The organism is Pacificispira sp. HM-600, from assembly GCF_977993705.1.
This window is the reverse complement of sequence record NZ_OZ388079.1, coordinates 3311866-3327482: the sequence shown is the minus strand read 5'-3', so window position 1 is coordinate 3327482 and position 15617 is coordinate 3311866. Positions and strand designations below refer to the sequence as shown.

The window sequence follows — 15617 nt, the reverse complement described above, 5'->3', positions numbered from 1 at the left end:
TTAGTAAACAAACGATGAGAGTTTGTTCACCACATCGATACTTGCGCAATCGCCTGATTGCAACGAATGCTCAATGGTGCGGCCGGTTCCCCCGCGATCTCCCCAGGATCGTGACCAAGCCGCGTGGAGACGACACGTGACGAGTAATCGGCAACCCCTGCCCCCAACATCCCCGCTCGCAACCTCCCCCGCACCGCAACGCTCGCGCGGTCGCCGCTTCGCCGCGATCATCGCGGTGTCGGCGACGACGCTTGCCGGCATCGGCGCGGCTCCCCTCGCGGCGTCCGCAGCCGTGAGCCCCGACGCCGCGATCGTGATCAGCGAGGTCTACGGCGGTGGCGGCAACTCCGGCGCGACCTACACGAACGACTTCATCGAGCTGTTCAACACCAGCGACGAGGCCGTCACCATCGACGGATGGACCGTTCAGTACGCATCGACCGCGGGGAACAGCTGGGCGCGCACGCCCCTGACCGGCTCGATCGAGCCCGGTGAGTACTACCTCGTGCAGCAGGCCGCGGGCTCCGGCGGGACGGACGCTCTGCCGACGCCCGACACCACCGGCACGATCGCGATGAGTGGCACGGCCGCAAAGGTAGCGCTCGTCTCCTCCGACGTCGCCCTGACCGGCGCTACCGGTAATGCCAGCGGCGCCGCATCCGTCGTCGACTTCGTCGGGTGGGGACCTGCCAGCGACTTCGCCGGCAGCGCGCCCGCGCCCGGTACCCAGAACGCCACGAGCGCATCGCGAAGTGCGCAGAACGCGAACACCGCCGACAACGCCGTCGACTTCACGGTCGGAACGCCTACCCCCACCGCTTCGGGTGCCGAGACGCCGGAAGAGCCGGTCGACCCCGAGGAGCCGGTCGACCCGGAAGAGCCCGTCGACCCGGAGGACCCCCAAGAGCCGACCGTTGTCGCGATCGACGCGATCCAGGGCACCGGCGACGCTTCGCCGCTCGCCGGTCAGACCGTCACGACGGAGGGCGTCGTCACGGCGCACTACCCGACGGGCGGCTTCAACGGGTATGTGATCCAGACCGCCGGAACCGGCGGCACGCTCGACCTCACCACACACACGGCCTCCGACGCCGTCTTCGTCTACGCGCCCGGCGCGGTGGGCGAGGTCTCCCCCGGCCAGACCGTGCGCGTCACCGGCGTGGTGACCGAGTTCAACGGGCTCACCGAACTAACCGTCGCGCCCGGCGCGGCCACCGTCATCGAGGCGGGCATCACACCCGTTGCTGCGACGGTCGGTTGGCCCACGGATGCTGCCCAGCGCGAGGCTCTCGAGTCGATGCTCGTGCAACCGCAGGGTGACTTCACCGTGTCGAACACGTACTCGACCAACCAGTACGGAGAAGTCGGACTCGCTTCCGGCACGACGCCGCTGCGTCAGCCGTCGGATGTCGCACGGCCGGGTACGCCCGAGGCGGCGGCAGTCGCGGCCGAGAACGTTGCTCGGGCGGTGACCCTCGACGACGGCACCTCGATCAACTTCCTGAGCGCCGCGAACGCGGGCTTGACCCCCGCGTGGGTCTCGCTCGTCGAGCCGCTCGTGGTCGGAGCATCCGCGACCTTCTCGGCACCCGTGGTCGTCGACTACCGCAACAACACGTGGAAGCTCAACCCCACGGCGCCCATGACGACGGATGGCTCGGGCACCGATGGCGTGCAATTCTCGAACCCGCGCACCGCGGCCCCCGAGGCCGTCGGCGGCGATGTCAGCGTCGCGTCGTTCAACGTTCTGAACTACTTCACGACGCTCGGCGACGAGAACGCCTCGTGCTCGGCCTACACGACCGCCGCGGGTGAGCCCGTGACGGTGCGCACCGGCTGCGACCAGCGCGGAGCCTGGGACGACGCCGACTTCGAACGTCAGGAGTCGAAGATCGTCGCGGCCATCGAGGCACTGGACGCCTCCGTAGTGGGCCTGATGGAGATCGAGAACTCCGCCGCCCTCGGCGAGACGGCCGACGAAGCGACGGCAACCCTCGTCGCTGCTCTGAACGACGCGGCGGGGACCGAGAAGTGGGCGTTCGTGCCCTCGTCGGACGAACTCCCCGACGCATCCGGACAGGACGTCATCACCAACGCGATCATCTACCAGACGGCCCTCGTCGAGCGGGTGGGCGAATCGCGTGCCCTCGGCAATCAGAGCGAGACAGGCGAGGCGTTCCAGAACGCTCGCGAGCCGATCGGACAGGTGTTCGCGCCGGCAGATGGCGGAGACAACTTCCTCTTCGTGGTGAACCACTTCAAGTCGAAAGGTTCGGCCGGCCCCTGGCCGGGCGACGCCGACACGGGCGACGGACAGGGCTCGTCGAACGAGTCGCGTGTGCGTCAGGCTACGGCGTTGCGCGACTGGGTCGCCGAGATCCAGGGCGACACCGAGGCGGTCCTGCTCGCAGGTGACTTCAACTCGTACAGCCAGGAAGACCCGCTGCAGGTGCTATACGACGCGGGCTACGCGAACGCGGGAGACGCGCTCGAGATCGACTCGTCCAGCTACTCGTTCTCGGGACTGTCGGGCTCGCTCGACCACATCATGCTGAACGACGCGGCACTCGCCCGCTCCACGGGCGGCGACATCTGGAACATCAACTCGGGTGAATCCGTCGCGCTGGAATACAGCCGCTACGGCTACCACGGCACGCTCTTCTACGAGGATGGCCCGTACCGTTCGTCCGACCACGACCCGGTGATCGTCGGCCTCACCGCCGAAGAACCGCCGGTCGAGTTGACGCTGCTCGGCATCAACGACTTCCACGGTCGTATCGATGCCAACACGGTGAACTTCGCCGGAACCATCGAGCAGCTGCGGGATGCCGCATCCGGACCCACCCTGTTCCTCTCGGCGGGCGACAACATCGGCGCTTCGCTGTTCGCCTCGTCGGTCGCGCAGGACCAGCCGACGATCGACGTGCTCAACGCGCTCGAGCTCGAGACATCCGCCGTGGGCAACCACGAGTTCGACCGCGGATTCGATGACCTCGCGGGACGCGTGACCGACGAATCGGACTTCTCGTACCTCGGGGCGAACGTCTACGAAGCCGGCACCGAGACTCCCGTTCTACAGGAGTACGAGTTGATCGAGGTCGACGGCCTGACCGTCGGCGTCATCGGCGCCGTGACCGAAGAGACGCCGACCCTGGTCTCGCCCGCGGGCATCACTTCGCTCAGCTTCGGCGACCCTGTGGAAGCCGTCAACCGCGTCGCGGCCGAGCTGTCGGACGGCGATGAGAGCAACGGCGAAGCCGACGTGCTCGTGGCGACGTACCACGAGGGTGCTGGCGCCGGGACACCGGAAGGCGCGACCCTCGAGAAGGAGATCGCCGGTGATGGTGCCTTCGCGGCCATCGTGGAGGACACGGCGGCCGAGGTCGACGCGATCTTCACCGGACACACGCACAAGGAGTACGCGTGGTCGGCGGCGATCCCCGGCACCGACCGGACGCGCCCGATCGTCCAGACGGGTTCGTACGGCGCCAAGATCGGCAAGATCACGCTGACGATCGACCCCGAGACGGGTGACGTCCTGGGTCACGCTCAAGAGAACGTCGCGCGTACCACGACGCCCGCCGCCGAGCTCATCACGACGTACCCACGGGTCTCAGCGGTGAACGACATCGTCACGCAAGCGCTCGCCAACGCGGCCGAGGTCGGCAACACGGCGGTCGCACAGATGTCGGGCGACATCACGACGGCGTACGTCGGCGGCTCGTTCGTGACTGGTGTGTGGACCGGTGGCTCGCGGGATGACCGTGCGTCGGAGTCCGCGCTCGGCAACCTCGTTGCGGGTTCGATCCTCGACTCGCTGTCGGCGCTGCCGAACGGTGCGCAGATCGGTGTGACGAACCCGGGCGGTCTGCGGGCCGACCTGTTCGACACGCAGGCCGAGTTCGGCGCGAGCGCCGTGGCGGGGATGCCGGACGGCACGATCTCGTTCTCGCAGGCGAACGCGGTCCAGCCGTTCAACAACACGCTGGCGCTGGTCACCCTGACCGGTGAGCAGTTCACAACGCTGCTCGAACAGCAGTGGCAGCGGGATGCGCAGGGCAACGTGCCGAGCCGCCCGTACCTGCAGCTCGGCCTGTCGGACAACGTGACCTACACGTTCGACCCGACGCTGCCCGAGGGCTCGCGGATCACCTCCGTGACGATCGACGGCGCGCCGCTCGACCCCGCGGCGGAGTACCGCATCGGTACGGCATCGTTCCTCGCGACCGGTGGCGACAACTTCCGGATCTTCACCGAAGGATCGGACTACGTCGACACCGGCCTGCTCGACTACGAGGCATGGATCGACTTCCTCGCCGAGGGTTCGCCGGTCGCGCCGTCGTACGCCAAGCAGGGCGTGGCCGTGCAGGGTGCCCCGGAGTCGGCTGTCGCCGGGACCGAGGTCTCGTTCGGCGTGTCGGGGCTGAACATGACGAGCCTCGGCACGCCCGAGACGACGTCGCTCGAGGTATCTCTCGGTGGCCAGGTGCTGACGACCGTGCCGGTCACGGCCGGTTCTGCGACGGTCACGGTTACGATCCCCGCGGGGACAGCGGACGGGGCATCCGCCCTCGTCCTGACGTCCGCCACGGGAACGACCGTCACGGTGCCGCTCACGATCGAGCAGCCGGTGCCGCTCGTGACGAGCAAGACGACGCTGGTCGCCCTGCCGCCGCTGCAGATCAACGGTCTGCTGCACGCGACCCTCATCGGGTACGTGTCGGTTTCTGACGGACGCGCGTCTGGCACGGTTGTGTTCCGCGAGGGCTCGAAGGTTGTGGCCGAGGTCAAGGTCAGCCGCCTCGGGCTCGCGTCGGTGACGCTGCCGCGTCTCAGCCGCGGGAAGCACCAGTACACCGCGGAGTTCGTCCCCGCGGATCCCGGTGCCGTCGAGGGTTCGACGAGCAAGAAGGTGGGCGTGCGGGTGCTGTTCTAGCCCGCCGCGCCCGCGCTCCCGGAACCGCCCCTCGCGACCTCTCGCGGGGGCGGTTCCGTGCCGCGCGCTGCTGCTCCGGATCCGCTCGCCTGGCAGTAGTCGGGGTCTACACCGGCGCGAAGGCCCGACTACTGCCAGGCGAGCAGACCTGCGCGGCGAAGTTACGCTGGAGGCATGACGGTGCAGGTGGTTTTCGTCCACGGAATTCGCACGTCAGCGACGATGTGGCGGGCTCAGGTCGAGCACCTCGAGGCGCGCGGCATCGGGGCACACGCGATCGATCTACCCGCACACGGCACGCGCATGGGCGAAACGTTCGACATCAACGAGGCCTTCGCAACCATCGACCGCACGGTGCACCGCGCTGCCGAAGACGGCCCCGTGCTGCTCGTCGGTCACTCCATGGGCGGGCTGCTCTGCACCGAGTACGTGGGTGGCCTCGAGCATCCGCCCGTGGCCGCCTTCATCGGAGCCGGATGCACCGCTCTGCCTCGCACCGCGGGACTATCGGCGTATCGAGCGCTCGCCGGCAGCTTCAACCGTCTGCCCGACCGCGGAATGTGGCTGACGAACAAGGTGCTCGACCGCACACTGCCCGCTGACACGCGCCTCGATTTCGGCGCCGGCGGTTATGCCCTCGACGCACAAGATGCCACCCTGCGCTCGCTCTCGATCCTCGACCTGCTGACAGCGTTGCGGCGCATCGAGGTACCGGTGTGGTTCATCAACGGGCAGTACGACCAGATGCGGCTGAACGAGCGGTTGTTTCTGAGGCTGAAGCCCGAGGCCGAATTGGTCGTCGTGCCGAGGACGAGCCACCTCGTCACCGCGATGCGTCCGCGCGTCTTCAACGCGCTGCTGGACCTCGCCATCGCCACTATCGAGGCGGGCGGGACGGATGCCGCGGGCGAGACCAACGCCGACGATGTTGATGGTGCCGACGCCGACACCGTCACCGACACCGACACCGACACCGACACCGACGCTGGCGGTCGTCGGGCGCGCAGGGTTCCGCGGCGGTGACCTGCTAGACTCTTTGATTGGCTTGCGTGTGGGTATCCCACCCTCACGATCGCTGCCTGGCAGCCCTCTTCTGCCGGCCGGCAAACACATCCAAACTCTCCTCGAACGAAAGACTCGACACAGTGGCAAATATCAAGTCGCAGATCAAGCGCAACAAGACCAACATCAAGGCGAACGAGCGCAACAAGGCGGTCAAGACGCAGCTCAAGACGGCTATCCGTCGCACCCGTGAGGCTACCGCCGCCGGCGACAAGGCCGCCGCCGAGGCAGCCCTCGTCACCGCGACCAAGAAGCTCGACAAGGCCGTCAGCAAGGGTGTCATCCACCAGAACCAGGCCGCGAACCGCAAGTCGGCTATCGCCAAGCAGGTTGCTGCGCTCTGATCTGAACGCATTCACGAAGGCCTGTCCCCCAGGGGGCGGGCCTTCGTCGTTGGTGCCGCCGCGGGTCGAGGGGGCCGGCTCACCTGGCACTCGTTGCGGGCTGAGCGGGGTACAGCTCGCAACTACTGCCAGGGGAACGGTTCAGTGACCGCGCGGGTCAGCGGCGGGGCGCGCGACCGCCGGGGAACGGCGTGCGGGTCGCCACGACCGTCAGCAGCCGCTCGAGCGCGAACACCGGATCGCGCGATGCGCCCTTGACTTCGGCATCCGCACGCGCGGCGGCCTGAATGGCCATCCCGAGCTGGTCGTCGCTCCAGCCGACCAGGTCGCGTCGGGCACGATCGACCTGCCAGTCCTTCATGCCGAGGCGTGCGGCCAGTTGTGCGGATGACTCACGCGTTCCGGCCACTCGCGCCATGGACCGCAGCTTCGACGCGAGCGCGGCGACCATCGGCACGGGGTCGGCACCCGAGGCGAGAGCATGGCGGAGCGCAACGAGAGCTTCGCCGTAGCGTCCGGCGATCGCGGTATCGGCGACGGCGAACGCGGATGTTTCGACCCGGCCACCGTAGTAGCGCTGAACGATCTCGGGGGTGATGTCGCCATCCACGTCGGCGATGAGCTGCTGACAGGCGGCGGCGAGCTCGGTGAGGTCGTCTGCGAAGGCCGAGGTGAGCGCCCGGAGGGCGGGCGGCGCGATGCGGTGCTGCGCGGCCTGGAACTCACCCGCGGCGAAGTCGTAGCGGTCGGAATCGCGCTTGACGGCCGCACACGCGATCTCGATTCCTCCGCCCTGGCCGCTGCGGATCGCGTCGAGCAGCTTCTTGCCGCGGACGCTCGCACCCGTGTGGCGCAGAACGACGGTCGCACCCTCCTGCGGCTGAGCGAGGTACGACAGGGCCTCGGCGAGGAATTCGTCCGTACACTTCTCGACCCCCCCGATCCGGACGAGGCGCGGCTCGCCGAACAGAGACGGCGACGTGACCCCGAGCAGGGTCCCGGGGGCGTAAGCATCGGCGCGAACGTCCGACACTTCGAGCGACGGATCCTCGGCGCGCAGGTAGTCGCGAAGGCCCGCGATCGCGCGCTCGGCGCACACCTCTTCGGGCCCCGAAACGAGGACGATCGGGGCCGGCTCGGGCCGACGCCACGACAGTTGTGGGATGCGGCTCGCGGCCGCTTTAGCCGGTGTCCGAGCCGATCGTGTCGCCATCCCCCCAGCCTACTGACGGCGACCGACAGCGGCGGTCACCGCGAGGACGGCTCCGACCCGGGAGTCAGCCGATTCACCCACCACCCTCGCGCCACACCTCGAGCCCCCCATCCACGCGGCGCACGAGGCCCAGACCATCGACATCAGACCGCACGATCGTCGCGCCCGCGCTGGTGAGCAGGTCCAGGATCTCGGTGCGCGGATGCCCGTAGTCATTTTCCGCGCCGACGCCGATGAGAGCGAGGGATGCGTCGACGACCCGGTAAAGATCTGCGTCCTGGTCCGCGCTGCCATGATGGGCGACCTTCACGACGTCGTACGTTCCGCGCACTCGACCCGTTGCCCGGAGGGCGCGCTGAGCGGTTGCCGAGACGTCCCCGAGGTACAGGCCGCGAGGCATCCCGTCGTCCGTGCGCGCAACGTCGAGCACGAGGCTCAGATCATTGCCCGGATCGAACGGCGACCGTCCGGAGCTCGGCCAGAGGATCTGCCACCGGGCCGCGCCCAACGAGCCGGACATTCCCGCCGTCCCGTGCACGGCTCGGGCACCGGCCGAGACGAGGTCGCCAATCATCCGCTCCTCCGCCGCTTCGCCCGTTGGTCCGTGGATGACTGTGCCGATGCGGCCGCGCACGGCATCCACCGCTCCGACGTGGTCCGAGTCGAAGTGGGTGAGAACGAGCAGGTCGACGTAGGCCACCCCGACCCGGGCCAGGCAATCCTCGAGCAGCCCGACATCGGCACCCGTGTCGATCAACGCCACCCGGCCGGCCGAGCGGAGCAGCACAGCGTCGCCCTGCCCGATGTCGCACTGGGCGATGCTCCACTCTGCGGGCACCGTCAGCGGCGCGAGCGGCCGGTCGAGCAGCACTCCCCCGACGGCAACCCCGGATACCGCGACCACGATGAACGTGATGCCCGCCCGCGCGCGTCGGGCCAGCGCCGTCCGCGGCCGAACCACGAGCGCGAATACCAGCGCCGCGCTGGCTACGGCGAGTGCGACCGCCCCCACCACGCCACCCGGCCACGGCAGGTTCGCACCGGGGAAATCGGCGAGGACCGCCGCGACGCCCGCGATCCAGGATGCGGGAACCCAGGCGATCCACGTCAGAAGATCCGCAAGCGGCGGCACGAAGCCGAACAGACAAGCCGCGAGCCCGACGAGCGTCGCAACGGGCGCGGCCGGTCCCGCGAGCAGGTTCGCGACGACGCCATATGCCGGAATTCTCGGATCGATCAGCACGAGCAGGGGCCCGCACGCCAGCTGCGCGGCGGCCGGAACAGACAGGGCGATCGCGAGGGGTGCCGGCAGGACGCGCGAAAACGCCGCGGCGAGGGGACGACTCAGCACAAGCAGTCCCGCGGTCGCCGCGGCCGACAGCGCGAAGCCGAGCGAGTGCGACAACCACGGGTCGCTGATCAGCAAGACCCCGATGGCCAGTGCGAGCACGGTGAGCCCCGCGCCTGCCCGGTCCACAGCGAGCGCGAGCAGCGCGATCGTGGTCATCGCGGCCGCCCGCATGACGCTCGGCTCGGGTGTCACGAGCAGGACGAAGCATCCGAGAGCAGCGAGTGACAGCAGGATGCGGATTAACCGCGGCATCCGTAACAACCCAGTCAGGGCGAATGTCAGCGCCACGACAACCGCGCAGTTCGCGCCCGACACCGCGGTCAGATGGCTGAGCGAACTCGTGCGCATCTGCTCGCTGAGCGCATCCCCAACGGCGGAGGTGTCTCCGACCGCGAGTCCCGGAACGAGCCCACCGCCCGCACCGGGCAACGTCGAAGCTCGGTCGACGAAACTCCTGCGCAGGTCTGCGGTCACGCCCAGTGCACCCGGCGGTGCCGCTTCGACCTCGACGGCGGTCGCGAAGACGATGAGCACGGCCCGATCCCCCGCATCCGTCTGACGCGCCGCGCCCCGCACAGTCACGCTGCTTCCGAGATCCAGCGCATCCCGGGCTTGCATGTCGGCCAGCACACTGGCGTCGGCCCAGATGACGAGCGGGACGGATGTCTCCAGCTGCCGTCCGCCTGCCCGCACAACTTGCGTGTCCACCTCGAAACGCACCGAGTCCCCCGTCGCCGGCTCGATCTTGGTGCTCACGATCGCCTCGACAACCAGGGCGCGACCCCCATCCCCCGCGAAGGCGATCACCTGCGCCCGTGCTCCGTCGGCGATCGCGACCTGAGCCGCGACACATCCGGAGAGAACGATCGAGAGGGCCGCGATGAGCAACGCAAGGGACGGGCGACGGACAAGCCCGACCATGACCAGCACGAGCAGGGCGGTGGCGACGAGAGGCACCCACGCGGCGGCGGAAGGAATGACAACCAGAACGAGCGCGGTAACCCAAGCGGCGACCGCCGGGACGACCAGCGGGTGCTGACTACGGGATCTGCGCCCGGCCACGTTCACAGCACAACGAGGGGCCGGAGCGACTCGAGCATCTTCTCGCCGATGCCCGGCACCGACAGCAGATCGTCGACCGCCGAGAAGCGTCCGTTCGTGTCGCGCCACTCGATGATCCGCTGAGCGATGGCCGGGCCCACCCGCGGCAGGGTGTCGAGTTCGGCGACGGTGGCCGTGTTGAGGTTCACGCGGGCATCGCTCGCCGTCCCGCCACTGCCGGAGGCGGCGGCCGGCGCCTGCCCGACGACCGGCACGACGATCTGCTCACCATCGGACAGCGGACGCGCCAGGTTTACTCCGGCATCGTCGGCGCCCTCCGCGAATCCGCCCGCCGCGGCGACGGCGTCGACCAAGCGCGCGCCGGCCTCGAGCCGATACAGTCCGGGCCGAGCTACGGCGCCCGACACGTGCACGTAGAGAACGCTCGCCGACACGTCCCCGCCCGCGAGGCCTGACGCCTCCTCGCCTGCGAGGCCCGACGAATCGTCGAGCGGAACCACCTCGGGTGAACTCGTCCCGGACTGCACGATCCCGACCACCACCGTTGTGCCCAGCGCAACGAGCAAAACGACCACGACCGCACCCACCATCGCCCGGGCGCGCGGCGAGGCGCGCACATAGGCGTCTTCCGCGCCGCTCAGGGAGTCGTCGTCGGCGGCCGAGTTCGGAGGGTTGTCGCGCGCCACGCCGTCACGCTACGGATGCCGCGGCCCCCACCATCCGCTCACCGCTCACATCGGTGGCACCTCGCGCGCCCTCCCCGCTGGGGAGGACACGACGGCGCAAGCGCGAGACTTCAGCAATGTCAGCTTTTCACCCTCGAAACGTGACACAGGTGAAGTCTCGCGCTCAGGGGGCCAGGGGCGCGGGGATCAGGCGGGGCGGGTCGCGATCGAGACGACCTTCGGGGCGCGCACGATGACCTTGACGATCTCGCGCTCGCCGATCGCCCGCACGATCCGCTCGTCGGCGCGGGCGAGCTTCTCGAGCTCCTCCGTGCCGATGCGAGCAGGCACCTCGAGGGTGCCGCGCACCTTGCCGTCGACCTGCACGACCGCGGTCACGTTCTCTTCGACCAGCAGCATGGGGTCGGCCTGGCGCCAGGGCACGAGACCGACGAAGGGCTTGTAGCCGAGCAGCTCCCACATCTCTTCGGCCGTGTGCGGCGCGAACAGGTCGAGGACCATCGCGGTGACCTCGGCGGCCTCGCGAACGGCGGGGTCGGTGGGTCCCGCGCCCGTGTCGATGACCTTGCGCGTCGCGTTGACGAGCTCCATCAGGCGCGCGATGACGACGTTGAACTTGGTCTGCTCGACGAGGTTCGGGGCATCCGCGAGCAAGCGATGGGTCACGCGGCGGAGGGCGGGATCGCCCTCGGCCCAGATAACGCTGGGGTCACTGTCGACGTCGTTCGCCACGCGCCAAGCCCGGGCGAGGAACTTCTGCGCACCACCGGTCGAGACATCCTCCCACTCGATGTCGTCCTCGACGGGGCCCGCGAAAGCGATCGCGACGCGCACCGCGTCGGCACCCGGGGACTCCATGCTCGCGGCAAATTCGACCAGGTTGCCCTTGCTCTTCGACATCTTCGTGCCACCGAGCGTCACCATGCCCTGGTTGATCAGCGACGAGAACGGCTCGGTGAAGTCCACCAGACCCATGTCGAACAGCACCTTGGTGATGAAGCGTGCATAAAGCAGGTGCAGGATGGCGTGCTCGACGCCACCGATGTACGAATCGACGGGCGCCCAGCGCTGGGCCTCGCGCGGGTCGAATGCCTTCTCGTCGTTGCCCGGCGAGAGAAAGCGCAGGAAGTACCACGAGCTGTCGACGAACGTGTCCATCGTGTCGGGGTCGCGACGGGCGGGTGCACCGGAGGCCGGGTCGACCGTGTTGACCCAGTTCTCGGCGGCACCGAGGGGTGAGGCACCCTTGGGCGTGAGGTCGAGACCCTGCACGTCGGGCAGACGGATCGGGAGCTGGTCTTCGGAAACCGGCACGATCGAGCCGTCGTCCATGTGCAGCATGGGGATGGGCGTGCCCCAGAAACGCTGGCGCGAGATCAGCCAGTCGCGCAGGCGGTACGACTTCGCCGCGCGACCCTTTCCGATCGACTCGAGCTGTTCGACACTGCGGGCGATGGCCGTGCGCTTCGAGAGCCCGTCGAGCGGACCCGAATTGATCATGCGTCCCTCCCCCGTCAGGGCGACGCCCGTGCGTGCGGGGTCGATGTCGTCGAGACCGGATGCGTCGGCACCCGGATCGATCGGAACGCCCTCGTCGTCGAGCTCGATCACCGGAATCGCCCCCGTGATCGGGGCGGCGGTGTCGACCACGACGGTGATCGGCAGGTCGAACGCGCGGGCGAAGTCGAGGTCGCGCTGGTCGTGCGCGGGCACGGCCATGACGGCGCCGTGACCGTAATCGGCGAGGACGTAGTCGGCCGCCCAGATCGGCAGGCGGGCGCCGTTGACCGGGTTGATCGCGTAGCGGCCCAGGAAAACACCGGTTTTCGGGCGATCCGTGCTCTGACGCTCGATATCGGTCGCACGGCGGACGTCTGCGAGATAGGCGACGAAACGCTCGGCCACCTCAGCATCGGCGCCGGCTACCAGTTCCTGCGCGAGATCGGAATCGGGCGCGACGACGAAGAACGTCGCGCCGTAAAGCGTGTCGGGGCGCGTCGAGAACACCGTCACGGTGTCGGGGTGACCCTCGATCTCGAAGTCGATGTCGGCACCGATAGAGCGACCGATCCAGTTGCGCTGCATCTGGATGACCTTCTGCGGCCAGAATCCCTCGAGCTGGTTGAGGTCATCGAGCAGACGGTCGGCGTAGTCGGTGATCTTGAAGAACCATTGCGTGAGCTTCTTCTTCTCAACCATCGCGCCGCTGCGATCGGACGTGCCATCCGGCAGCACCTGCTCGTTGGCCAGCACGGTCTGATCCACCGGGTCCCAGTTGACCAGGGCATCTTTGCGGTAGGCGAGCCCACGCTCGTAGAGCTTCAGGAACAGCCACTGGTTCCAGCGGTAGTAGTCGTCGTCGCTCGTGTGGAGCACGCGACTCCAGTCGTATGACGTGCCGAAGGCGCGCAGGCTCGTCTTCTGCTGCCCGATGTTCGCGTAGGTCCACTCACGCGGGTCGACGCCGCGCTGGATGGCCGCGTTCTCGGCGGGCAAGCCGAACGAGTCCCACCCGATCGGGTTGAGCACGTTATAGCCGCGGTGGCGCCAGAAGCGGGCCACCGTGTCGACGTAGGCGTAATTTTCGGCGTGGCCCATGTGCATGTCGCCCGAGGGGTAGGGGAACATCCCGAGCACGTACTTACGGGGGCGGGTGTCGCCCTCTCCCCCGGCCCGGAACGGGTCTTTCGCCTCCCACGCGGCCTGCCACTTCGCCTGGATCGCGGCGGCGTCGTAGCGCGCGCCGTCGCCCTGGGCATCGCCGGGGGCGTCGGGAGCGTTGTCGGTGGGAACGGTCTGGGACACAGAAAACCAATCGAGCGGGGGGTTCGGGATGCGCACAGGCGCTTTCCAGGTTACCGGACCCGCCTGCGCCGCTCGCCGGGCGGTAGATGAGCGCGGTTGCCCCTACCAGCCGGCGGGCAGCGCGGCGCCGAGCGCGGCGAGTGGTGCCCGCACCTTGATGCCGACCTCGCGCACCTCTTCGAGAGGAACGGACGACCAGGTGATGCCGCCGCCCGCTCCGACGACGGCGTGGCCATCGCGCATGACGATCGAGCGGATGACCATGGCGAGATCGAGGGTGCCGTCGAGGCCGATCCACCCGAAGCATCCGGCATAGATCCCGCGCTCCCCCACCTCGAGCTTCTGCAGGATGGTCATGGCCGAGAGTTTCGGCGCCCCCGTCATCGACCCCGCCGGAAAGGCGCGGTCGAGAAGTTCGCCGACCGTGCTGCCCGGGCGCAGCTGCCCCGATACCGTGCTGACGAGCTGATGGACGTGCGGGTACGTCTCCACCGCGAGCAGCGCCTCGACCCGCACGGTGCCGACCTCGCACACCCGTGACAGGTCGTTGCGCATCAGGTCGACGATCATGACGTTCTCGGCGCGCTCCTTCTCGCTCGCGAGCAGTTCGCGGGCGAGGGCAACATCGGCTTCGGGGTCGGCGCCCCGCGGCCGGGTGCCCTTGATCGGGCGCGTGCGCACGATGCCGTCGCGAACGCCGAGAAACTCCTCGGGACTCGCGCTCAGCAGGCTGACTCCGCCGATCCGCACGAACCCGCCGTGATGTGCGGGGCTCGAGCCGCGCAGTCGTCTATAGACAGAGACCGGAGAATCGGATGTCTCGACCTCGAACCGCGTCGTCAAGCACAGCTGGTAGGCATCACCCGCGCGGATCGCGTCGTGGCACTGTGCGATCAGGGCCTCGTACTCGACGGGGGTGTGCCGGGAGGTGGCGGACCGCTGTACGGGGGACGCGGACGCGGGGTCGACGGGCGCGACAGGCTCGGCTGTCACGCTCGCGGCCGCTCGGACCTCCTCCGCCCACGACGCCGACTCCGTCCCGGACGAAACGGCCCACGCCCGGCGGCCGGCGTGATCAAAGGCGAACCAGGCGCTGACGTGCATCCACGCATCCTCGCCTGCTTCCCCCGTGGCGCCGCGGGCCGGGGCACCGGCGCGCTCGGCCGCGACGTCGTACGCGAACCAGCCGACCCAACCGCCCCGAAACGGGCCCGCGGGCCACTCGCGGTCTGGGCCATCCGCTTCGCCGGCAGCCCCGGCCAGGTGAATATCCCGTACCTCGGCGACCGCCGAGGGCAGGCCAAATCCGACGAAACTCCAGCCTGATTCGGCGTCGGCACCGGCGTCCAACCAGAAAACGTTCGGATGCGACGATTCCAGGGCTGCGAACGCCTCGGCGGGCTCGATCCAGTCGGCGAGCGACTCGACGTCGAGATCCTGTGGCACGCACCCAGGGTACGGGTACCTGAGCATCGTAGGCTCGACGCGTGAACGAGTTCCTCTCGTGGCTGCTGGACTCGGTCCAGAGCGTCGACCCGGTGTTGCGGACATTGCTCGCGGGCGTTGCGATCATGCTCGAGACGAGCATCCTGATCGGTCTCATCGTTCCCGGCGACACCATCGTGATCGTCGCCGCGACCGCGGTGTCGTCGCCGATCGAGGGCGTCCTGCTCGGGGTAGCCGTCGTGATCGGGGCACTCATCGGCGAGAGCATCGGGTTCTGGATCGGACGATGGCTGGGCCCACGCATCCGCGCCTCTCGTCTCGGCGCGCGTATCGGTGAGAAGAACTGGGAACGATCGGAGCGCTACCTCCGGCGTCGCGGCGGGCCGGCGATCTTCCTGTCGCGCTTCCTCCCCGTGCTGCACTCACTCGTACCGCTGACGGTCGGGATGAGCGCCTACCCCTATCGGCGCTTTCTGGCGTGGACAGCACCCGCCTGCATCCTCTGGGCAACGCTCTACGTCTCCGTCGCGGCGGCCGCCGCCGGCACGTATCGCGAACTGGCCGACACCGTGCACTTCGCGGGCTACCTGTTCGTCGGCATCATCGTGCTGTTCATCGTGCTCGTTTTTGTTGGCAAGAAGGTCATCGAACGTATCGAACGCCGTCACCTGCACGATGAGGATGCACCGGAGGGCATGAAAGACTGAGGTCG

Annotated in this window: 9 protein-coding genes; 4 read left to right on the top strand and 5 right to left on the bottom strand. The window is 68.6% G+C overall.

The features are described from left to right. Positions 1–136 precede the first annotated feature (136 nt). From ACXZ1E_RS15890 to rpsT, 3 genes are all read left to right on the top strand, one after another. Complete coding sequence (locus tag ACXZ1E_RS15890; protein WP_458041402.1) at positions 137–4936, top strand: ExeM/NucH family extracellular endonuclease; 4800 nt, start codon at positions 137–139, stop codon at positions 4934–4936. 174 nt (positions 4937–5110) lie between these two features. Beyond that, positions 5111–5959 carry an alpha/beta fold hydrolase gene (locus ACXZ1E_RS15885; protein ID WP_458041401.1) on the top strand — a complete coding sequence of 283 codons (849 nt, stop codon included), beginning with the start codon at positions 5111–5113 and terminating at the stop codon, positions 5957–5959. Positions 5960–6081: 122 nt separating this feature from the next. Then, positions 6082–6342, top strand: coding sequence for a 30S ribosomal protein S20 (gene rpsT / locus ACXZ1E_RS15880; RefSeq protein ID WP_396643019.1), 261 nt, complete (start codon positions 6082–6084; stop codon positions 6340–6342). A gap of 157 nt (positions 6343–6499) precedes the next feature. Here rpsT and holA read toward each other — a convergent pair whose 3' ends face one another. The 5 genes from holA to pabB form a co-directional block, all read right to left on the bottom strand. Beyond that, positions 6500–7555: a DNA polymerase III subunit delta gene (holA, locus tag ACXZ1E_RS15875; protein WP_458041400.1), complete on the bottom strand. Its 1056-nt coding sequence runs from the start codon at positions 7553–7555 to the stop codon at positions 6500–6502. 73 nt (positions 7556–7628) lie between these two features. Beyond that, positions 7629–9968 (bottom strand): ComEC/Rec2 family competence protein, encoded by a 2340-nt coding sequence (locus ACXZ1E_RS15870; RefSeq protein ID WP_458041399.1) that lies wholly within the window; start codon positions 9966–9968, stop codon positions 7629–7631. A 2-nt stretch (positions 9969–9970) separates the two neighbouring features. Continuing rightward, the gene (locus ACXZ1E_RS15865; RefSeq protein WP_458041398.1) at positions 9971–10654 is read right to left on the bottom strand and encodes a ComEA family DNA-binding protein; all 684 of its coding nucleotides are present in this window, start codon (positions 10652–10654) and stop codon (positions 9971–9973) included. A 186-nt stretch (positions 10655–10840) separates the two neighbouring features. Beyond that, positions 10841–13459, bottom strand: a complete 2619-nt coding sequence (gene leuS, locus ACXZ1E_RS15860) for a leucine--tRNA ligase (protein ID WP_458041397.1) — start codon at positions 13457–13459, stop codon at positions 10841–10843. 102 nt (positions 13460–13561) lie between these two features. Then, positions 13562–14905, bottom strand: coding sequence for an aminodeoxychorismate synthase component I (gene pabB, locus ACXZ1E_RS15855; protein ID WP_458041396.1), 1344 nt, complete (start codon positions 14903–14905; stop codon positions 13562–13564). Between the two features lie 41 nt (positions 14906–14946). Here pabB and ACXZ1E_RS15850 point away from each other — a divergent pair, with 41 nt between their 5' ends. Further along, positions 14947–15612 carry a DedA family protein gene (locus ACXZ1E_RS15850; RefSeq protein WP_458041395.1) on the top strand — a complete coding sequence of 222 codons (666 nt, stop codon included), beginning with the start codon at positions 14947–14949 and terminating at the stop codon, positions 15610–15612. Positions 15613–15617: the final 5 nt, after the last annotated feature.